23 protein-coding genes are annotated in these 19,291 nt (G+C 33.9%); 1 reads left to right on the top strand and 22 read right to left on the bottom strand.

All coding sequences use genetic code 11. From position 1 onward, the window contains the following. Positions 1 to 284 precede the first annotated feature (284 nt). From OO013_RS15730 to OO013_RS15645, 19 genes are all read right to left on the bottom strand, one after another. Positions 285 to 698: a VOC family protein gene (locus tag OO013_RS15730; RefSeq protein ID WP_266057885.1), complete on the bottom strand. Its 414-nt coding sequence runs from the start codon at positions 696 to 698 to the stop codon at positions 285 to 287. Between the two features lie 302 nt (positions 699 to 1,000). Continuing rightward, complete coding sequence (locus OO013_RS15725) at positions 1,001 to 1,858, bottom strand: hypothetical protein (protein WP_266057884.1); 858 nt, start codon at positions 1,856 to 1,858, stop codon at positions 1,001 to 1,003. Positions 1,859 to 2,750: 892 nt separating this feature from the next. Further along, positions 2,751 to 3,797, bottom strand: coding sequence for an RES family NAD+ phosphorylase (locus OO013_RS15720; RefSeq protein ID WP_266057883.1), 1,047 nt, complete (start codon positions 3,795 to 3,797; stop codon positions 2,751 to 2,753). Positions 3,798 to 3,916: 119 nt separating this feature from the next. Further along, positions 3,917 to 4,474 (bottom strand): hypothetical protein, encoded by a 558-nt coding sequence (locus tag OO013_RS15715; protein ID WP_266057882.1) that lies wholly within the window; start codon positions 4,472 to 4,474, stop codon positions 3,917 to 3,919. Further along, positions 4,467 to 4,907 carry a hypothetical protein gene (locus OO013_RS15710; protein ID WP_266057881.1) on the bottom strand — a complete coding sequence of 147 codons (441 nt, stop codon included), beginning with the start codon at positions 4,905 to 4,907 and terminating at the stop codon, positions 4,467 to 4,469. Before OO013_RS15710 ends, OO013_RS15715 begins: the two co-directional genes overlap by 8 nt. 93 nt (positions 4,908 to 5,000) lie before the next feature. Beyond that, positions 5,001 to 5,597, bottom strand: a complete 597-nt coding sequence (locus OO013_RS15705; protein ID WP_266057880.1) for a hypothetical protein — start codon at positions 5,595 to 5,597, stop codon at positions 5,001 to 5,003. 11 nt (positions 5,598 to 5,608) lie between these two features. After that, a complete protein-coding gene (locus tag OO013_RS20335) occupies positions 5,609 to 5,749 on the bottom strand; it encodes an immunity protein Imm33 domain-containing protein (RefSeq protein WP_439651860.1) in 141 nt (46 codons plus the stop codon). A gap of 522 nt (positions 5,750 to 6,271) precedes the next feature. Then, entirely contained in the window at positions 6,272 to 6,664 is a 393-nt protein-coding gene (locus OO013_RS15700; RefSeq protein WP_266057879.1) for a hypothetical protein, read from the bottom strand. A 144-nt stretch (positions 6,665 to 6,808) separates the two neighbouring features. After that, on the bottom strand, positions 6,809 to 7,624 hold the full coding sequence (locus OO013_RS15695; RefSeq protein ID WP_266057878.1) for a sterol desaturase family protein: 816 nt from the start codon (positions 7,622 to 7,624) through the stop codon (positions 6,809 to 6,811). Next, positions 7,621 to 8,004: a hypothetical protein gene (locus OO013_RS15690; protein ID WP_266057877.1), complete on the bottom strand. Its 384-nt coding sequence runs from the start codon at positions 8,002 to 8,004 to the stop codon at positions 7,621 to 7,623. The genes OO013_RS15695 and OO013_RS15690 overlap by 4 nt, the downstream gene beginning before the upstream one ends. A gap of 73 nt (positions 8,005 to 8,077) precedes the next feature. Further along, positions 8,078 to 8,521 carry a DMP19 family protein gene (locus tag OO013_RS15685; RefSeq protein ID WP_266057876.1) on the bottom strand — a complete coding sequence of 148 codons (444 nt, stop codon included), beginning with the start codon at positions 8,519 to 8,521 and terminating at the stop codon, positions 8,078 to 8,080. A 10-nt stretch (positions 8,522 to 8,531) separates the two neighbouring features. Continuing rightward, entirely contained in the window at positions 8,532 to 9,239 is a 708-nt protein-coding gene (locus tag OO013_RS15680; protein WP_266057875.1) for a carboxypeptidase-like regulatory domain-containing protein, read from the bottom strand. Between the two features lie 66 nt (positions 9,240 to 9,305). After that, the gene (locus tag OO013_RS15675) at positions 9,306 to 9,779 is read right to left on the bottom strand and encodes a GNAT family N-acetyltransferase (RefSeq protein ID WP_266057874.1); all 474 of its coding nucleotides are present in this window, start codon (positions 9,777 to 9,779) and stop codon (positions 9,306 to 9,308) included. A 57-nt stretch (positions 9,780 to 9,836) separates the two neighbouring features. After that, positions 9,837 to 10,862 (bottom strand): peptidyl-alpha-hydroxyglycine alpha-amidating lyase family protein, encoded by a 1,026-nt coding sequence (locus OO013_RS15670; RefSeq protein ID WP_266057873.1) that lies wholly within the window; start codon positions 10,860 to 10,862, stop codon positions 9,837 to 9,839. Between the two features lie 149 nt (positions 10,863 to 11,011). Then, on the bottom strand, positions 11,012 to 11,866 hold the full coding sequence (locus tag OO013_RS15665) for a GNAT family N-acetyltransferase (RefSeq protein WP_266057872.1): 855 nt from the start codon (positions 11,864 to 11,866) through the stop codon (positions 11,012 to 11,014). 282 nt (positions 11,867 to 12,148) lie between these two features. Next, complete coding sequence (locus OO013_RS15660) at positions 12,149 to 12,754, bottom strand: hypothetical protein (RefSeq protein WP_266057871.1); 606 nt, start codon at positions 12,752 to 12,754, stop codon at positions 12,149 to 12,151. Between the two features lie 105 nt (positions 12,755 to 12,859). Continuing rightward, on the bottom strand, positions 12,860 to 13,876 hold the full coding sequence (locus OO013_RS15655; RefSeq protein ID WP_266057870.1) for a tetratricopeptide repeat protein: 1,017 nt from the start codon (positions 13,874 to 13,876) through the stop codon (positions 12,860 to 12,862). Between the two features lie 254 nt (positions 13,877 to 14,130). Continuing rightward, a complete protein-coding gene (locus OO013_RS15650) occupies positions 14,131 to 14,760 on the bottom strand; it encodes a class I SAM-dependent DNA methyltransferase (RefSeq protein ID WP_266057869.1) in 630 nt (209 codons plus the stop codon). Between the two features lie 7 nt (positions 14,761 to 14,767). After that, positions 14,768 to 15,151, bottom strand: coding sequence for a hypothetical protein (locus OO013_RS15645; protein WP_266057868.1), 384 nt, complete (start codon positions 15,149 to 15,151; stop codon positions 14,768 to 14,770). 489 nt (positions 15,152 to 15,640) lie between these two features. On the opposite strand from OO013_RS15645, the gene OO013_RS15640 reads away from it, so the two are divergent. Next, positions 15,641 to 16,687, top strand: a complete 1,047-nt coding sequence (locus OO013_RS15640) for a BspA family leucine-rich repeat surface protein (RefSeq protein ID WP_266057867.1) — start codon at positions 15,641 to 15,643, stop codon at positions 16,685 to 16,687. Between the two features lie 185 nt (positions 16,688 to 16,872). On the opposite strand, the gene OO013_RS15635 is transcribed toward OO013_RS15640, so the two are convergent. The 3 genes from OO013_RS15635 to OO013_RS15625 form a co-directional block, all read right to left on the bottom strand. Beyond that, positions 16,873 to 17,460, bottom strand: coding sequence for a hypothetical protein (locus OO013_RS15635; protein ID WP_266057866.1), 588 nt, complete (start codon positions 17,458 to 17,460; stop codon positions 16,873 to 16,875). Positions 17,461 to 17,747: 287 nt separating this feature from the next. Further along, entirely contained in the window at positions 17,748 to 18,479 is a 732-nt protein-coding gene (locus OO013_RS15630; protein WP_266057865.1) for a DUF2071 domain-containing protein, read from the bottom strand. 29 nt (positions 18,480 to 18,508) lie between these two features. Continuing rightward, the gene (locus OO013_RS15625; RefSeq protein ID WP_266057864.1) at positions 18,509 to 19,189 is read right to left on the bottom strand and encodes a hypothetical protein; all 681 of its coding nucleotides are present in this window, start codon (positions 19,187 to 19,189) and stop codon (positions 18,509 to 18,511) included. Between the last annotated feature and the right edge of the window lie 102 nt (positions 19,190 to 19,291).

The raw sequence follows: 19,291 nt of genomic DNA, 5'->3' as shown, positions 1-19,291 counted from the left end.
CAATTAAAAGTCAAAATTAGCTACTTACAGCTTAAATTCAAACTTTTTCACATTTAATGCCGGTTAGCAAACATTTGTAACTTACTATAATCCAAAATCTCAAAAGTCCTCCTACTGACGCGTTGCGAAGCTCCACCTTTAACAACTCTTTTTTATGATCACAATAATCCCTGGCCGAACTCTGCTAATAATTTTCAGCTTCGTCAACTATTTCAGCATCTACTTACAGGGCACGTGTTTTGCTAAAAAAGTAACGAACCAGTGGAAGCCTGCGGATTTATTTATTACCCTCTGTATTCACTTATCTCAAATAAATGACCATCAGGGTCTCGAAAGAAACACCGGGTCTCCGCTCCCCTGATCACTGGCGGGGTAATAAATTCAGCTCCTCTGTCTTTTAATATTTCGTAAGATTTATTGCAGTCTTTTACCCGGATGGTATAAGAATGACTTACTCTATCCTTATTGGGTGGAATAACAAAATGAGTATCTTGTTTATCCTCTGTTGGCCCTCCGGGAGTTACTAGTAAAAGCCAATTTTCTAAAAACTCTAATACCAAAGAATCGCCGCCATATTCGCGAAATATATTTGCCCCTAATACATCAACATAAAAAGCTTTGGATTTGTCTATATCAGACACCACCAAAATGGTAGTCAAAGCTGAATCTTCAAATGGGTTATCCTGATTGTCATTCATATCTATAAATTTTATAGAAATATCTCAATTGTAAAGTAAAGGCGTGTAGCGAAGCAATACGCGTGACTATATTAACAGCTCCACCTTTAAAAACCCCTTTTTATGATCACAATAATCTCTTTCCGAACTCTACCTATAATTTTCAGTTTCGTCAACTATTTCAGCATCTGCTTACAGGTCACCCGTTTTGCTGAAAAAGCAATGAGTGCCAGAGGAACCAGGATCAATCTTCAACCAGTTCTTTACCTACCAATTTCGCACAAGTACATACTTGCGCAATTGGGGGGCATGTCTGGCATAGTCTATATTTGTTTATAATCATGTTCAAATAAGTACTTTTGCCCATTTACATATGATCCATAAATAGCATTAAAATGTCCTTGTGAGTATCCATTTTCACTCTTCAATCTATTATTTTCATCATAAATCTTCTTATGATATTCAATAAGCCTACCACTTGGGTCTTTAAATTCCTGACTTATTAAATTATTATTCTCATCGTACTCATTCTCTACGGTATAATATTCATCAATTTCATAATCTTTATGATCTTCAAAAATCACAAGATCATTTTTGATTTTATATTCAGAATCAATCAAAACATTATCATTTTTATTTTTCAGAGTGAATTTTAAAAGGTTTTTATTATCATCAAAAACCGAAAGACTATTAGAATAAATATCTCCATTTGAGTCAAACGTTTGAACAAATTCTGTATTTGTTTTGGGATCGAATTTGCCAATACGCTTTTCGTATAAATTTGAATCATCAAAAAATTCCTTTGTGAATTCAAATCCATCAGCCGACTCTTGATAATATTCTAATTTTTCACCTAGCCTGTTTGTGGTAATGGTATGTCCTTCTTGATTATAATCATAAATAACTTCCTCAAATAATTCATCTGCTACATAAAGACTTCTGGAAATCAAATTTTGATTTTGATCATACAGATATTCAGTTCTTGAACTTTCAATACCGTTTATAATTTCCCGATAAGATTTAATAAGTTTATTGGAATAATATTCATGAATCGCTTCAAATTCATCTGGTGATTGATAATCCTTAAAAGACAATAACAAACCGTGTTTATTAGTAATCTCTTCGTAGACTAATTCCTTTTCTCCTTCTTCAAGAATTTTATATGTTTTTCTATGTATCATCTGAATATTGGCAACCAATTAATAGCACCATCCTATTGCTATTATTCGGTATTTAGAATGCGAGTTTGTTGATAAATTTTATACTAAAAGTGCGAAAATAGGTGTTTCAATCTAAAAATCAAATATCCCCCAGCTGTTTGGAGTGTTTCCCCTGACGCGGGTAGTAAAGCCCCCGCTGTTTGGAGTGTTCCGCAGGACAACTTCAAACTTTTGTATAAAATGCAGAGTCTGTGACTCGGACACTTTACAACAAAATAACATCAATTAATCCCTGTTCCCCACTATAATTACTTGCACTTGAATAAAAATAATCTTCAGGACGTTTCACTATACCAGATTCTACAGGATTATTATGAATATATTATAATTTTTGATCTTTAAATTGATTAGTTATTAATTCTCTACTGGTGCCCCCGCTGTTTGGAGTGTTCCGCAGGACAACTTCAAACTTTTTATGAAATGCAGAGTCTGTGACTCGGACACTTTACAACAAACTAACATCAATTAATCCCTGTTCCCCACTATAATTACTTGCACTTGAATAAACATAATCTTCAGGACGTTTCACTATACCAGATTCTACAGGATTATGATGAAAATATTCTAATTTTTGATCTTTGAATCGATTGGTTATTAATTCTCCACTGGTGCGCGTAGTGAAGAAATACGCTTGCCTGCCATAATAATTCCAAAGCTATTAACCATTTGTATAAAGGATACGTGTTTTGCTGAAAAAGAAGCGCACACCAGTGGAGTCTCGAATTTTATAGCCTTTATCCATCAGTCAAATATAATGAAGCAAACTTATTTATTTGACCGGGATACAATCCCTGCTTTTCATTAAAAGTCTGAAGTTACACTATCGCTAAACTCCAAACAGCTGGGAGCGTTTTTAATTTATTTCGGCAGGACCAAATTGATAATCATAAATTATTCTATTCAGTACAAGTTTATTAATATTTTTAACCCCAATAGTTTTATCTTTTATGGGACTTCCAAATAAAGCAAGGTTCCAAATTGTACATGTTTTTTCAAATTCTTTATACTGAGGAATTCTTCTTGTTGAAATTCCATAAACCGTTGGGAATGGAATTTTTCCTGACCTTACTAAACTAAAAAAAGAAGGATAGATAATGCCATCAAATCCTTTATCTTTTACATAGAGACTTAATTCTTTTGAAATTTCATAGGAATGTTTGGAAGCTAAAAACAACATTTGTATTGATAAGTCAAGACTTTCAAATTCAGTGCATTCTTCATCAATAAGCTCTGTCAAGTCTAAAAGTTTTAAAGTCTTCTTTGGAGTTAATGTTGCAACATATATTTCGTCCTCTACTGTTACTCTGCATTCGTGTATGCACACTTCTAAATCTTGAGAACCATATAATACTTGATGATTTTCACTGTCTAATCTTCCTTTTCCTGGATATGGTGAGCTATCATATTCATTTTCAGCTCCTGGGTTCTCAGGGTTTATTCTAATTCTATAGAACAATTCATTTTCTTTTAATAAAACTGTCGGGAATTCTTTGATTATTCTTTTGAAAATTGATTTTCTTGTTTTCTTATCTTGCAAGTCTTTAAGAGGTTCAATCTCTCCTAGCATCCAAAGTCTAGGTCCATAATGAAAAAATCCAACCCCTAGTTCTTTTTCAAATAACTTGATGTCTTTTTGTAGTGATTTAGATAACTTAATATTTGTTTTTTTATGTTCATTGAATTGAATTATAGGTGATGCGCCATAGTCTGGTTTAAAGATACTGCCTACGACGAAAAATCTATAAGCTAAAGTTTCTATTTGTTCAATGTTTAATTTGATTCCATTTGAATTTGAACAATTGATGCAATTTTCGGGATTTTCTATTCCAATTCTCTCCGCCAAGAGTTTAAGTCCTTGATCTGTGAAACATTCTGAACAAAGTTTTTCTTTTAAATTCATTTTTTTTTTAAAATGACGCACAATGGTTTAACTAAAATGAGTTGTTATCCTGGTAAATAGAAATATTACAATTTCTCGTCTTCATTATTAAAACAAAAATGTTAGTTTGCATTTCCATTTTAGTGTTTATTGGGCAAAGTTGATATATTTTCTTTATTAGGTGCTTTACTCTCTAATTTTTCAATTCGTTTCTCTATTTCAATTAATTTGATATTTCTCAAACTATCAGAAGTTAAATTTTGCTCTACCGATTCTGACTTTAAATTTAATTCTAATTTTAAAATTTCAATTATTTGCTTGAGTTCATCATTCTTCTTCTCTTTAGGTTCCCCGGTAAATGGAAGGAACACTGCTATCACAATTCCAAACAGAATTGATTTTGTTTGGTAATCAAACCAGTTGGGATCAATGTTATCTTTAGTTTTCCAGTTACCTGATTCCCCACTTTTCTTAACAAGTTGGATTCCTTTCCCCCCAAAATACATACTTACAACAAATGCAATTAGTGCAAAAGAATATAGTGTGTAAAACCAACAAGTGGGGGTGCGGTTGGTAAGAACGAATGTTACTATCCCACCAGTTATTGCTATAAATGCAAGTGAGGCAGCAATCAATTGACTACTTAAGCCAACGGAAATTAATACCGCATCTTTTTTATGTTGTTCATTTTCAGTCATTCCACCATTCTTGTTTTGAAATATTCAGAGAATCCCAATGCTTATCTATTAAGGATAATATAGTATGAGCTGTGACTTCTTTCACCTGTGAGTTTTGTTTTTCCTCTTTTGCAAAATTCATCAAATCATTAATATCACTTTTAATAAAGCTATTAATGTTTTCAGTATTTACTGATTTTTTATCACTTAATATTGGGATGGCGACCATTTGGTGAAAGATTATTAAGGTAAATAGTTTTGCATCTGGTCGGATTGTTACATTACCAACTTTGAATTTTTCTGACTGTTTTAATTCTTGTTTTATAATTTGGATGATACTATTTCCTAATTCTGATCCAACATACATTTTCTTTTCGGGTGTATATAATATCCTACCGAAGAAGGGATACCCTTCATAAAAATCATTATAAATATTTTCAAGCTCTTTTCTCATTTGTATAAGGTGTAGGTTTATGTTCGTAAAGGCAGATGGTTTACAAAGTTAAAGGCCCACGCTTTATGAGCCATTGTTGTCTGCAGTTTATTGTTAGCTAATAACATTAAAATTTCTATCAATAGTTTGATTCAATTCCCTAATATAGATAGAATTAATATTTTGAAATTTAAAAAGTAAATCTTTTGCATAATCCATATTCTCAACACAAGGCCACCACCAGTTAATTGAATTATTATAAAGGATCTCATTGTATAGATAGAAATCACCTTTAAACCTCCATTCTCTCTCATGTGACCAATCTATTGGAGGAATTGAGTCTAAGTTTGTATTTACTAGTCTATATTTTTCTGTTAATGGCCAATTTAATCCCACACTATCTGTATAAATTACAGGTCTACCTCCTAGATACCAAAAAATTCTTTTTGCTACTATAATGCCAAATCCTTTTCGTTTATTTGGATTTGTGTCTATTAGTTGTTTTAGCGAACCTAGCGGCACATCGTAAAAACACGTTGCTCCTTCAGGATCAAAATTTGTAATTTGATAATGTTTTGAGGAATTGATTTTAAAAGAATTAAGAATACTTAATAAGTCCAAATATGCTTCGTCTTCATTACCTTTTGTTAAGTGAAGTAACCATTCTGAAAGGTCTGCTCTTTGAAGAGCTAAAATATAATCTTGGTTCATTTAAAGTATATTCAGATTATATCAACCAAACTTTCATCATGCCACACATTCTCATAATTATTACCATCAATCAAAAATCGATAACCAGCTGACAAATCCAAGTATTCAGTCAAATCCATTTTTATATATTTCGCAAGTTGTTTAATACAAATCGGTAAAAGGAATCTCCAGACCTAATATACAAGTAAATTATGTTTTCTTCTAAATGGTGTCTCAATCCATGTATTTCTCCATTTCCCAATGAATCAATCGCTAATCCAATAATTGAATCAGAATTTGGTCTATCAGGTTTTCACCTATCCATTCGCAAACTTTTTCTTTTTTTTCTAACCTTCATTTGTCAATCAATTAAGTGTCAGGGTGTCAGGCTAAATCGCACAAAACTATTGGCTAACTACGACTCTGTTGCGCTTATTCCATATATAGTGTTATGCTTAGTTGTTGATAAATTTCTTTCTAAAAGTTCGAAAATAGCTGTTTCCTTTACGAATTCAAACTCTTTCTATTATTAATACTAATTGATTAATGTTTGTAACCGGTTTTATTCACAAAATACCAAAGGTTCTTGTAATAATATAAAATGAACTTTAGAGGATTCTTAAACCATCATGTTAGTATTAAGAATTCCATTCGTTTTGAAAAATAGAAACAAAATATCCATCGCCTCAATACAATCACTTAACTTCTTTAAGCACATACCTCCCACCTCTAAACAAATAATATCCCAACCCTATTCCCATAACAATCAAATAGATAACCAGTAGCACCTTATTCCAGATCAGTAGTTGGGGAAGGTATTTTTTGATTTTCCATTTCTGCACTTCGAATACCGGGACATTGGCATTTTCAGGCAGTTGTTCCACATCAACCAACTCACCACTCACATAAATATCCTGGTGGTAGACTTCATAGTTGTAACTTTGAAGTAATGAATTGGAAGTCAGGTTGATCTCTTCTTTGTATAGATTCTTGTATTTACGGGTAATACTATCCGGTAATACTAATTCTCCGGATAGGATCTTAAATTCCGGGCATGGGCACCCCATCTCCTGCCCCTTGATGACCAAATCAAATTTTTCGTCCGGTATAAAAAATGAAAGTGGTTTTATCGGTAAAAAACCGGTTAGTATAATTACCAGGAATGGTAGGTTAAGTGTTTTATAATCATTAAATGCTTTAGTAGTCTCGGATAAAAAGGTTTCATCGTATTATTACTGCTTTTCAGGTCTTCGTTTTATCTTTTTCCAGGTTTTAACAGGTAATATGGGTTCGATAATTTGCCCTAAATATGTGTTCGGAGATTCTTCTTTTATTCCGAATTTCTCGGGTTCGGTATCCGGGCATTTATAGGTTCCGAATATCACATCCATAATGGGTGAAATATTGGCATAATTCCCGGCTCTCCTGTCCAGATCGTGATGCCAGTGGTGTAACTCCGGTGCCCCGATTAAAACTCTCAAAGGACCGATGGGTAACCTCACATTCGAATGAATATATATCGCCCATATTCCTCTAAATGCAATAATACCGGCAATAGACTCTAGCGGAAATCCCATGATAAATGCCGGTAAATTGATTAATCCAATAGTGTAAATAGAATCTAGCGGATGTTCACGGTGTGCAGCCAGCCAATCTAGATGCTCTGCACTGTGATGTACCTTATGAAATCGCCACAAAAAATCTACGCTATGCTGTAGCCTGTGCCCCCAGTAAATAAGAAAGTCACTCAAAAACAGCACTTCAAATACTTGAATTATAAACGGCTGACTTTTAATTATTGATTGAAAGGATTTGGGCACAATTGACGTTAAATATTCTCCAAAGTAGTTCAGAACCCATAAAACTAATCCGCTCCAAAGGAGATATTGTCCCAGGAAAAAGCAAAAATCCAGTATCCACCTGGGTCTGAAGAACTTTTGGTTTCTTTTTGCCGGGAATACTTTTTCCATTGGCAGAAATACCAAAATCAGGAAGACTAGGCTGATCCCGGTTGCTTCGATTATTTCATATAGTTCCGATCCTGTCATTTTCTAATCAGGGTATCGATTAATATTGAATCTTTCTTTAGTTTTTTATAATCCTCCGGCTTTAAAATGATTCCGGATTTCGAACTGTATATCAATGGGTTGATTTTCTTAGTTGAATCTGTTTGAACTGCATTAGTATCGTTAGTCTGAATGGTGTGATCTCTTAAAATCAACACTTTGGATGAGGACATCATTTCTATTCTTTTGAGCGAATCATCACCGGGAACAGTACCTGTTTGATTGTTTAACGCACTTCCATTTGGACTTACCTGGTACGTAGATTTCAACCCACCTAAATATCCGGACTTATATGCTACAAAAGAGATTATCAGACTTGAGAACATTAGTAGTGTAATTCCTTTTATGATACTGCTCTTCATTTTATTCATTTTTGATAATATCCTCTGATTTGGTTAATGTGCCACCTACAATGTCACGGTAATTTTTTATTTTTCAAAACTGATCTCTGCGTTCTTCGGCATATTTCCGATATAAATCTTTTAATGATCCATCAGGATAATTTGAGAATTCAATGTCCAGCTGGTCCATTAATTTTTCAGCATCCTCATCTGAGTTTTCATAAAACCAGCTACCGTCTTTTGGTAATAAACTAACGGCTTGTTTAATTATTTTTGACGATTGAATCGCTCCAATTTCATTTAGTGATTCTATTACCCTTTCCTTATATCCCGGAAACTCTTCTTGTAAAAAACTTAAAATACTATCTGCCTGGCCTGCATCTTCTAAATGCATAGTCAGAAATAAATTCAATTGTACTTCATTAAGTGAACTCGGATTTTCACTGTATCGCTTTACCAGTATTTCCTGGAGAGCTATCGAAAAATCCGAATTGTCAGTTAATAAAAACACCTCTTCAAGACCTTTATTGTCATTCATTTCAGGCACATTATTCATTCCCTTCCATTTCCTCCTCTGACCAGGCTGAATCGAGGAAATATTTATTGTTTTCTTCTTTAAAACTTCCAAACATCAATGTTGTATCTGAAGAACTTATTGTAAGCCAGGCGCCACTATTGATGGAATAATCATATTCAGCTGAATTTTGTATTAGTATACCGTCTATGCTACACGGATAATGTCCAAACAAATGATGCCATTCGGGTCCGTTTATTGGCTTTGATTCGTTGATTATCTTTTTTATCTCCGCTTTACTCAAGGTCCATTTTTCACATTTCGCAGTATCTGTATCGGAAGATGGATAATCATTTGATTTCTGAAGGTCTACAATGTCAAAATCTTTGTTGAGATCAAATAGTTCAGCCTTTTGCTCGGAGGTGGGTTGAAGGAAAATCGTGTCTGTTGAATTGTTTTGGAGGGTTATTTTCTCAGTTGTATACCCGGTTTTTGTGAAATACATAGTAATCTCGTTACAACTTCCTGCGACTCCACTAATTTCATACGACCCATTTTTTGTAGTTATTGTTTTTCTATTAAATGGATTATCTAAATCAGCCGTATCGGTCTTACCAATTGCAACACTCTCGATAGGATTACCAGACCTTTGGTCTAATACAACACCCGATAGCTGGTATCGACAATCACATGAACTGAATGTCAGGCAGAGGATAAAAAATAGGTTAATTGTATATTTCATTTTATAGGTTAATATAAGAATGATTAAAAAATTTATTCCTACAAAGTTATAATTATCGTGTATCCTTTAACTTTTCAGATCCTTTTCTAAAATAATCTTATGTTTACATTGTATTCCATTTTCAAAAATCGGTTCAGTATAATTTCTAATAAAAAAGTCTCTGTCAATTTCTTTAATTCCAAATCCTTCCTTTTGGTATAGCGCAAGTTGCCCAATGCTTGAGTTTCCTGTTGCAATAACTAATTTCTCATAACCTGATTCCCTGCTTATTATTTCTGAATGTCTTAAAAGTTCTTTACCTAGTCCTTCGCCTTGTTCGGATTCTACAATGGCTATGTTTTTTATTTCAATGCGGGTAGAGTCAATTTCATCCAGAACTAACACTCCCACTATTTTAGTATCCAGTTTTGCGACATAGCAGGTACCGGTTTTTAAATATTCATTTATATGACTCCTTGACGGATCCGCTAATTCAAGTAAATCAAATGGAATATCCCGGTTCTGTGTTACAGGCTTGATATGTAATTTGGATGCTGTCAATTTTAAGTCATTTGAAGATATACAATAGCTAAGCTCCAGCGAGAAGGAGTTGATCTTTTATTTACTTGCTGTCGGTCTGAATTTCTGAACCTTATTACTTAAAATGTCTCCTGTGTAAATATTTCCCGATCGATCGATTTGGATGTCGTGGTATCTCGCAACAGTGCCTTCGTAATTTCCGGATCTTCCAAACTGGACTTGTTGTTCTAAATCCAGATCAAACCGAAATATGTCTGAGCCTTTTACCAGGGTGTCATTTTCAACAAAGAAATCTACTCCGAAGAGATGCTCTCTGCTATTGTCCAACGTTACAGAATACAATTGCTCTGCTACCTTATTTTGCCATAGATTGATGAAATTCCCCAAAGAATCGAATTTTTGAATTCTGTTATTTTCCCTGTCTGCAACATAAACATTGCCATATTTATCCAAATCAACAGCATGTGGTGTATTAAATTGACCCTTTTCAATACCAAATTCGCCCCATTGGTATAAAAATTCTCCTTCCTTAGAAAATTTAATTATCCGACTGTTGCCATATCCATCACTGATGTAAAATGAGCCATCGGGAGTAACTGCGATATCTGTTGGCATATTAAAATGCAGGGAATCACTTCCGGGAATTCGTGCTTCACCAAGGGTCATTAATAAATTCCCCTCTTGATCAAATTTAAAAACCTGGTGCAGACCACAGTCTGTAACCCAAATGTTGTTTTCATTATCTACTTCCAGTCCATGAGGCATAATAAACAGATTCTTACCCCATGACCTCAATATTTCGCCTGTATTTGTGTCGATGGTGGATATGGTATTCTCCGGTATCAAAGGTAGAGTTGAAATAGTATCTCTATCCCATCTTCTGCTCGATCGGTGAAAAACCATTAGATTACCCTCCGTATCGAGACCTAAGCCTGCCGGACTACCTAACACCAGGCCTTCCGGAAGGTTTGGCCAGTCGGCAACTAATTCATACCGCCCCTTGGTATCTTCCCTGTTTGCTTCCCTGTTATCTTTACTCTTTGTGCAACTGAGGGTTAGCAATAAGACCAGGGTGCATATAAGAAAGCTATTATTGTATTTCATAATTGATGAATTAGATATCTGTAAATGACTGTTGCTATTAATCAAGTATAGTGGATATACAGTTGAAATTGAAATTTCTGAGTAATAATCGATGGTTACCGTTTCAGGGAAAATTTTAATACCCACTGTATTTTTCCGATATAGTGTTATCAGTTCAATTTTTTCATCATCTCAAATTGTTTTCCACTGATATTTATATTCTTTGATTCTAAAAATTTAGTCATTGAAAGACAGTCTGAATCGGCATTGATAATCTTTACTGTATTATGATGATTGTACTTTAAGAACTCATTCAATAATGATGATCCAACTCCTTGTCTTCTGTGATTTTTATCTACTGCGATCTGCATCAGATCACCAGAATGAGGGTCTGAGACGCTATATCCGATCAAGGTTTGTTCGATAAAAGCACCTGTGATATTGAAGTTACTTTCTTGCCTTTCAATTGCCTCAAAACTATTCTGCCATGATGGGTGGAAGTCCCAAAAGTTGGTGGCAGAAAGTATAGGGTTCAGGTCAACTTTTATTAGTTGAACCGGAAGTTTTCTGTAATGAACTTTATTATTTATGTTTTTTACAGCTTGTCTGAAGAAGTTAAATTCCCTGGTAATTTCGAATCCAAAATTCTTGTATATCGAAATTGCCTTATGGTTATGTTGCAAAACTTCAAGAAGATATTGTCTGATGTTTCTTTTTTTAAGCCAGGGCAGGGAATATTCCAAAATTTCAGAGACAAACCCCTTACCACGATATTCCTTCACTGTTCCGGTACCGGTATCGTAGACTGTCTTTTGATTGTTGAAATATCCTGTTCCGTTGAGGATGAATGAAACAATATCTTCACCTTCAAAAACGGCAAATGATAACTCCGGATCAAAACCTCTCCTGGAAAGCATGGCCTTAAGTTCATCACTGTTCCAATGAACTTCATAATCAGCAAAGGCCAATTGAAAAGCACTATTGATTTTTTTGAATGAAATATTTTTGAGGGAGTTTATATACATCGTTATTACTTCATTCGATTTTGAAAATAGTTAAACCGGGTAATTTAAAGTGAGGTCTTGATGTTTTTAAAACTATGTTATGATTATTATAATTTATAATAGCTACCAGGTTTCTTAGACTGATACTTATTTTACTTTTATAATATATTTCTTCTGTTCCGGGTTCTTAATTTGATACTCCATTTTATATACAATGTATTCACTCCTCTGGCGAGCGTAGCGAAGCAATACGCGTGCCTATTAATAGCCTTTACAATTCTTTACTGAAAAAGCAGCCCTCCTTTACTTTACAATAATCCACTTCTCTCCTTCTGTATCAGTAAATTCTATTAGCCCGATTTCCTTTGATACGATCATTGACTGCATTCTGAATCCTTCACATCTTTCGTCATTTTTACATGTTACTTTTAATATTGTCACTTTTTCATTTTGAAATAAATAATCTGTGACCAATTCAACGTTTGTAAAATCAGGAGAAGATGAAACATAATCATTCTGTAAATACAAACTAGCTGCAATCAACGTCGAATCATTCCCTGAGAATCGGCTTTCATTAATAGCTATTAAATCATTAAGCCTGGCATCAATGCTAAAAGCTAATGTAGAGTCTTCGGATGTTTTTAGTAAAGCTCTTTCTATTTCACAACCATTTACACACTCATCACCACCGCAAGATTCTACATCGGTTTCAAAAGCCACCCACAAAGTATCTTTTTGATTGCTCGTGTTTTCATAGACAAAATAATCTTTTCCCTGGTAGATACTTAACCATGATTTTGCTTCCGGAGTAAGTTGAGGATCAGGCGGATCTCCACAACACTCCTGGTTTGTATCACAACAGGAACTAAAAAATACGACCAGAATTATTACAAATACAAATCTTTTCATTTTCTTAATAATTTATCTGCTGATGAAGGCACAAATGCTTTCAATCAATTTAAATTAGATGTTTATTGATAATGGCGAGTGTAATAGAACTTATTAAATATACCATTAATTCTTTTTCAACCAGTCACCAAACGCTTTAAGTTGATCCGGATTTTCTAAAAGCCATTTTTTTGAATTTTCATTACCGCTCTGTGTGATGTATTTGCAATAAGCCTCCAGGTGTTCACTTTTTGCTATTTCATAAAATAATGGAGTATAAAAGTTCCACCAGATCTCCTTATTTTTTTTCTCTCTTAGCTCTCCCAGTATTTTGAAAAATTTCTCAGTATTTTGAACAAACATTTCGTCATCTGTCTTTCCCTTATTCTCATCTAATGATTTAGATGCCTCAAGCATTGAAACCATTAATTCTGCCGCTCCCATTTGACTGTCATCATTTGATGAAAGCATGATATTAATGGTTTTCACCTCATTCTCATCCTTAGTTACATTTCCACCGAAGCGTTTTTGAAGTATTGCATACCCTTCCGGTGACCTTTGACTATTAGGTTCTAATAATAAAAAATAATGCGATGCCAGTAAGGTTTGAATAGTATTACCTTTCTCATTATGAATACTTGCTAAAATTAAATGGCTACTCGAATGACTTGGGTTAAGTTCTATAGCTTTGATGATATTTTCTTCAGCATTATCGAGTTCATTTATTTTATAATAATTCAATCCCAAATTGTAATAAAGTAAAAAATGCTCTCCTGATTTTTTAATTGCCTTATTAAATAACTTAATCGACTCTTTAGTTTTCCCCAGCATATCCAGGGCCGAGCCCTTTATAATATAAGCTGGAAGCATATGATCCTTGTTTTGCTTAAGGACTACATCTGAATATTGCAGAGCTGCTTTATAATCTCCTTTTTCAAAATAGCTTAATGCAATTTCATAATTAACCAGGGAAGATTCAGGGTTTAGCTCTAAGGCCTTTTCATAGGTTTCAATGGCCTTTTCGTACTCACCTTTATCGTGGTACTGAATTCCTTCCTTTACAAATTTTTCAATATCTGATTGAGCAATAGCTTCCGGTGATAAAAAAAGCACGGCGGCTAAAAAAATAATTACATGTTTCATCTTTGTTTGGTTATGTGACATCCAACGATTAATTATGAGTCATTTGTTTACCCATATACTTTATTCAATATCGTTGGACTTCTTGTTAATAAATCCCTTAAAAATCCCTGAACAAGTAATGCTTGCCAGGACTTGTGGCCATGACTTTCAATGATGTCAAAACATGGCTTGCCAAAAATATCTGTTTTCAGCTCAAAAACAAAAATTTGTTATTTATACTAATAATAGAAAATTGTATTCCAGGGAAACTTTGATCACTTTTTCTTCTTAAACACAAAGGATATCAGTCTTGGAAGTTCTTTCTTGTTTTCATCATCAAACCATTCGTTTATTTCTATCAGTTCAAAGCCATTTGCCAATGCACCCTTAGTATACTCAGTAATGTGATGAGTGAAAACTTCTAATTCCTCCACTCCTTCTGCTGTGGTATATTTGGCTTTACTTCCTAGGTATTGTTTAAATGGATGTAACTCACTAATAAAAAATATCCCGTTTTTAACGAGTTTCTTATTTGCCTGTTCAAAAATGTGATTCAAATCTTCAATATGCTCTAGCGTAAGACTTGAAGTGACCAGGTCTGCAAATTGATTTTCGATTTCCCATTTCTTGTTGAGATCTGCTCTTTTAAATTCTACTCTATTACCGGTTATTTTCTTTTGGGCTTTATTTAACATTTCCTGAGAAAAATCAAGCCCGATTATTCGTTCAGCCTTTGTTAATAACCATTGGGTGTTTTTTCCGGTACCACACCCAAGTTCAAGTACATTTTTAAACTGATACTTCGATAAGGTTTCAATAGTTGCTATAGCATCCAGATCACGAGTTTTGTTTTCATTGCCATCATATTGAGCAGCCCAGGAATTATATGCTTTTTCTACACTCATTTTGATTTTAATTCAGTTTTTCAAAGCCACGCCCTACCCAAAAAATAATATGCATAATTGCAGGAATAAAAACCCAGAACAAGGTGAAATACAGTCCCGCTTTAAACATTCTTGGCCCATAGGTTTTAGTTCTCTTCATAAATATCTCAGTTAACCACCCCAACGAATATCCCAAATTACAAAGAATGGCGAACGAAATTATTGCTAGTGGCTCCTGCAGCTCCTCTCCTGCATCTAAATCTGTAAGAACTGACATTATTAACAGAGAAATAACTCCACACACTAATACAATTAGGTTGTATAGAATCCTTCTTACCTCCCACCAACCAATTATCTGAATAATGCTTCTGTCTTTCTCACGAACTTGCAAGAATGTATCTAATATATTCATTTATATTTCATAGATGTGACCTAAAACAATTCTATAAAAAGGTATAACTATAAACAAATTGTTGTTGATTATTTTTAATCTGTACAACAATAAAATAAGGATCATCATTAACTATAGAGGTACTTTGTTTCTCATTTTAACTGAATAACAGACCCGGAATTTTATTACGCACATAATGTTATCTTTTATAATTCAATACAATTGGGGTTGTCTGGTAGCGTTTTACTTTTAAGCATAAAAACATAAACTGAAATTAAACCTGAATAGTAAAATCTTAGGGGGAAATCTTATTTTCAATTATTCTTCAAAAACATTTTTCATTTCCGGGTTAAATATTACATTTGCCGTCAATATTTTTTTTAAGGGTTTTCAACTAAAACAAAATAAGCTTTAATCGTAATCGAGCATTAATCAGTTTTTTAATCCAAATATAAAAAGCTGTACTTATTGCCAAGTCAACTATAATTAAAAATCAAAACAAACACATTGATGAACAAGTATTACTTTTTTTTATTTGCCCTAATACTGGGTGTATCGAGCTGTAAAGATGAAGAAGCAGCTATTATTTCTTACACATTAACAACACAAGCTGAGGGATCTGGAAGTGTAAATCCTAATTCAAAAAAAGTTAAGTCAGGTGAAACAATCGAGGTGACGGCAACCCCTGAATTAGGGTCTGAATTCACCGGCTGGACGGGTGACATCAACTCAAGTGACAACCCTTTGGTTTTAACAATGGATAAGGATCTTAATATCACAGCTAATTTCACAAAATCCACTTATACTTTTACTGCAGAGGTAAATGGACCAGGATCAGTTTCTTTATCAACCAAAGAGGTTACATTTGGTGAAAAAGTTGAGATAACCGCAACTCCTGAAGAAGGTTATATATTTCATGGGTGGTCTGGAGATGTTAACACAATTGAAAACCCGCTATCAGTTACTATCAATCGAAACATGAATATTAAAGCTCAATTTATTGATGGTAATGGAATAATCAAATTAGCAGAAAATGGCGTTACACTATATTGTGAGCAAGAAGCTAAGATTGGATTAAAATATCCATACAATGGCGAGATGTATGAGATCGTTGATAACTCGAGATTAAAATCGATGACATATTATTCCGAAGATATGACTAAGGTTATTACAACGAAAGTCACTAGTATGGAAGACTTATTCCTTAGTAATTCTACATTTAACTCAGATATATCATCCTGGGATGTAAGCAATGTAACTAGTATGAAAGGAATGTTTGATGGAGCAGAATCTTTCAATCAAGATCTGTCAAATTGGGACGTGAGTAATGTAACTACAATGAATGCTATGTTCGAAAATGCAAAATCTTTTGATCAGGATCTATCATCATGGAATGTAGGTAAAGTAGAAAATATGGTATTGATGTTTCAGGATGCAATAAAATTCAATCAGGATTTATCATCCTGGGATGTTAGTCAGGTAACTTCATGTACTAATTTTGCAAATCAAGCTGAAAGCTGGTCAAAACCAAAACCCAATCTTGAGTGCGCTCAATAAAAATGATTTATAAATAGATAAAGATAATCTTTATTTATTTCGATAGATAAAAAAAGCTGCCTGGACGGGCAGCTTTTTATTTTTCTTTAAGATTGTACTCTTTAGGATGTATCCCGATGTCAAATGTTCAACGTTAGCCTGACTTAGTACCTTTTAGTAAATACATGTCAGCAGTGATTCAGGATTTATTGAAATATTATTTCCTGAGTTTGATCAACGAGTTCAGCGCCAGACTCAAGATAGTATTTAACTGTAAAAATAGCTTTATCAGGAATATTATCTATTTTAGTCATATCTGCTTGAAAAGCTTCTAGCATCATAGGGTTCTGTTCAAACAGGTCATTAATAGATAAAGATTCTCCTCCGTAACCCGGAATAGTAAAATTATTGGTAACATTGATCGTTTCCTGAGTTTCGGTATCTGTCACCTGGATGACTATCAGTATAATAGGATCAGTATCAATATATTTATGAGGCAGACAATCACAAGATGTTGCATATGCAGATGAATAACCAAACGAACTCAGATCGAATGCAGGTTGGTTATAGGCTACCTCATTTAAATCAAAAATTGTCTCAACAGTTATACCAAAAGAATTTTTATAGACTGTATCTGCAGAAGAAACAGGTCTGAATCCCGATGTATCCCAGGATTTAATTTCTACCCCATTATAAGTCTTTTCATACGTTAAAACCGGATCACAATTACAACAAGAGGTTATAATAAATTGCAAAAAATAGATCAGAAAAATTGAGGTGATTTTTTTACTCATAGTTAATAGTGTTTATAATGACAAAAGCATATCCAATATTAAAATATACCTTCGTCGCCAGATGTTTTGGTTGAATAATAAAGCCCATGAAAGCACTTCATAAGGCACGTTATAAGTCAAAAATATATTATTTCAACTCAAAAAGCTATGGTTTAAATAATAAATATTTCTTTAATGAGAAGGTTTCCAGGGACAAATTAATTCAACGAATAGTCTTATTTTTTTTAATATTATTACCGTTTGAGGTTGAAAAATAGTTCAAGGAGTTTTAATACCAAACTTACCCATTAAAAGCTATTATGGGTCTTAATTTTATCCAGCCCGATCCATTCGTGTTCAATATCTTTCATTAATAAGGCATTGTCGAACTTCACTGAACCTTCGGGAAATATATCCAGATTCTGAAAAAAGCTTGATTTGACTTCTTCCACTTCCAATGGAGTCACCTTCCAATTAATGGCTTTCAGCTTTAGGCCATCGAAACTATTGTTATCTCTTTCAGGTGAAAACCCCACAGCTCCCTTCTCAAAAAAATCTGACACGCATTCTAAATTATCAAAGACGCTTTCTTCATTCCAGGCATTTGTTTCTTTAGCCCGAATTGATATTGAAGTTTTATCATTACTTACAAATGAAACTTCATAAATCCCATTAGATTCATTCACTTTGAAGTCAGCCAAATGGTGTATCCCGGGAAATATGGTTCCACCAGCCATTGAATTTAGTTTGGAAGATGTATCTCGTCTGGGAATATAAACTCCTTCTTTCTGTTTACCATTTTCAGTCCACTGGACCGCAATTCGATGAGCTCCGTTTTCCGATGAGATTCCAATTTGCTTTGGAAGTCCTTTTGGCCTGATTTCCTTAAGTCTGATCAAACAGATCCCGGCTATTCCTTTACCATTGACAAGCTTTGGTTTAAAAGGCTCAGGTAAAAAGTCTGACAATACATCTTTATCAACCTGATAGTTTATTAAAATCCGTCTTTCAATCTTACCAGATATTGTTGGGATATGCATTGTCAAACTTTAATTAAAATCCTCCTATACTATTTATCATCCTTCGATAAAGGCGATATCATAATATGTGCTCTATGAGTTCCCGGCTCCATTATCCATGGATGATTAGGTGCTGATGGTGATTTAGGTAATCCGGTAGATTCTTGTGTAGCATAAGGCATATATACTACATAGCGAAGTCGCGCATCCTCTACTTCGTATGTTTCAGGATTATACGTTTCATTAGGACCGTAATATATATGCAGAGTTAATCCGGGAGTTATTTTAAGTTTACCTGATTCCATTTCTTCACCACGGATTTCAAAAATTTCATCCCTGGTCTTTCCTTCTGCCCTTAATTCTCTTCCTCTTGCCATGAAAGGCTCCAGGTCTTTGTGATAACAGGCTGCATTGAAGCCTTCTTTATTGGGATTATCTGCTAGTACAATAAACTCATTTTCTCCTTCTCTGAAAGTCACAAATTCACCCTCCATATTATAACCTATCACCTTACATCCTGAACGACTATCTTTAGGTGCAGCCATTAATGAGGTTGCTATTAGAGCTTCTTCCGTTTCGATGGGCTTAAATTGTTTGTCGGTATCAGATGTTAATTTCTCTGACACCATATCTACAGAAGTGGTGTCTTCTGTTTCAGTCTCCGATTCACTTGATGAATTACAGGAAAACAATAATCCTGATATAAGAATTGCTGTTATAAGATGTTTCATTTTATTGGGCATTTTCTTTCAACTTAATAAATCTACTGTTAAAAATGAAATGAGTTCAAAATTCATATTTTATTAATTTTTAATTATCCCGATCTAAGCATA

The sequence above is a fragment of the Mangrovivirga halotolerans genome (genome assembly GCF_026241165.1).
Classification (GTDB): Bacteria; Bacteroidota; Bacteroidia; order Cytophagales; family Cyclobacteriaceae; genus Mangrovivirga; species Mangrovivirga halotolerans.
Note: the sequence above shows the minus strand (reverse complement) of the source record. Positions and strands in the feature narration are given on the sequence as shown.

Excerpts from the sequence above, each read along its gene's own strand:
- OO013_RS15715 (WP_266057882.1), bottom strand. The coding sequence starts at position 4,474 with ATGACTGAAAATGAACAACATAAAAAAGATGCGGTATTAATTTCCGTT.
- OO013_RS15625 (WP_266057864.1), bottom strand. The coding sequence starts at position 19,189 with ATGAAACATCTTATAACAGCAATTCTTATATCAGGATTATTGTTTTCC.
- OO013_RS15645 (WP_266057868.1), bottom strand. The coding sequence starts at position 15,151 with ATGAATATATTAGATACATTCTTGCAAGTTCGTGAGAAAGACAGAAGC.
- OO013_RS15710 (WP_266057881.1), bottom strand. The coding sequence starts at position 4,907 with ATGAGAAAAGAGCTTGAAAATATTTATAATGATTTTTATGAAGGGTAT.
- OO013_RS15665 (WP_266057872.1), bottom strand. The coding sequence starts at position 11,866 with ATGTATATAAACTCCCTCAAAAATATTTCATTCAAAAAAATCAATAGT.
- OO013_RS15685 (WP_266057876.1), bottom strand. The coding sequence starts at position 8,521 with ATGAATGACAATAAAGGTCTTGAAGAGGTGTTTTTATTAACTGACAAT.
- OO013_RS15630 (WP_266057865.1), bottom strand. The coding sequence starts at position 18,479 with ATGCATATCCCAACAATATCTGGTAAGATTGAAAGACGGATTTTAATA.
- OO013_RS15695 (WP_266057878.1), bottom strand. The coding sequence starts at position 7,624 with ATGACAGGATCGGAACTATATGAAATAATCGAAGCAACCGGGATCAGC.
- OO013_RS15655 (WP_266057870.1), bottom strand. The coding sequence starts at position 13,876 with ATGAAACATGTAATTATTTTTTTAGCCGCCGTGCTTTTTTTATCACCG.
- OO013_RS15660 (WP_266057871.1), bottom strand. The coding sequence starts at position 12,754 with ATGAAAAGATTTGTATTTGTAATAATTCTGGTCGTATTTTTTAGTTCC.
- OO013_RS15690 (WP_266057877.1), bottom strand. The coding sequence starts at position 8,004 with ATGAAGAGCAGTATCATAAAAGGAATTACACTACTAATGTTCTCAAGT.
- OO013_RS15680 (WP_266057875.1), bottom strand. The coding sequence starts at position 9,239 with ATGAAATATACAATTAACCTATTTTTTATCCTCTGCCTGACATTCAGT.
- OO013_RS15650 (WP_266057869.1), bottom strand. The coding sequence starts at position 14,760 with ATGAGTGTAGAAAAAGCATATAATTCCTGGGCTGCTCAATATGATGGC.
- OO013_RS15720 (WP_266057883.1), bottom strand. The coding sequence starts at position 3,797 with ATGAATTTAAAAGAAAAACTTTGTTCAGAATGTTTCACAGATCAAGGA.
- OO013_RS15730 (WP_266057885.1), bottom strand. The coding sequence starts at position 698 with ATGAATGACAATCAGGATAACCCATTTGAAGATTCAGCTTTGACTACC.
- OO013_RS15670 (WP_266057873.1), bottom strand. The coding sequence starts at position 10,862 with ATGAAATACAATAATAGCTTTCTTATATGCACCCTGGTCTTATTGCTA.
- OO013_RS15725 (WP_266057884.1), bottom strand. The coding sequence starts at position 1,858 with ATGATACATAGAAAAACATATAAAATTCTTGAAGAAGGAGAAAAGGAA.
- OO013_RS15640 (WP_266057867.1), top strand. The coding sequence starts at position 15,641 with ATGAACAAGTATTACTTTTTTTTATTTGCCCTAATACTGGGTGTATCG.
- OO013_RS15635 (WP_266057866.1), bottom strand. The coding sequence starts at position 17,460 with ATGAGTAAAAAAATCACCTCAATTTTTCTGATCTATTTTTTGCAATTT.
- OO013_RS15705 (WP_266057880.1), bottom strand. The coding sequence starts at position 5,597 with ATGAACCAAGATTATATTTTAGCTCTTCAAAGAGCAGACCTTTCAGAA.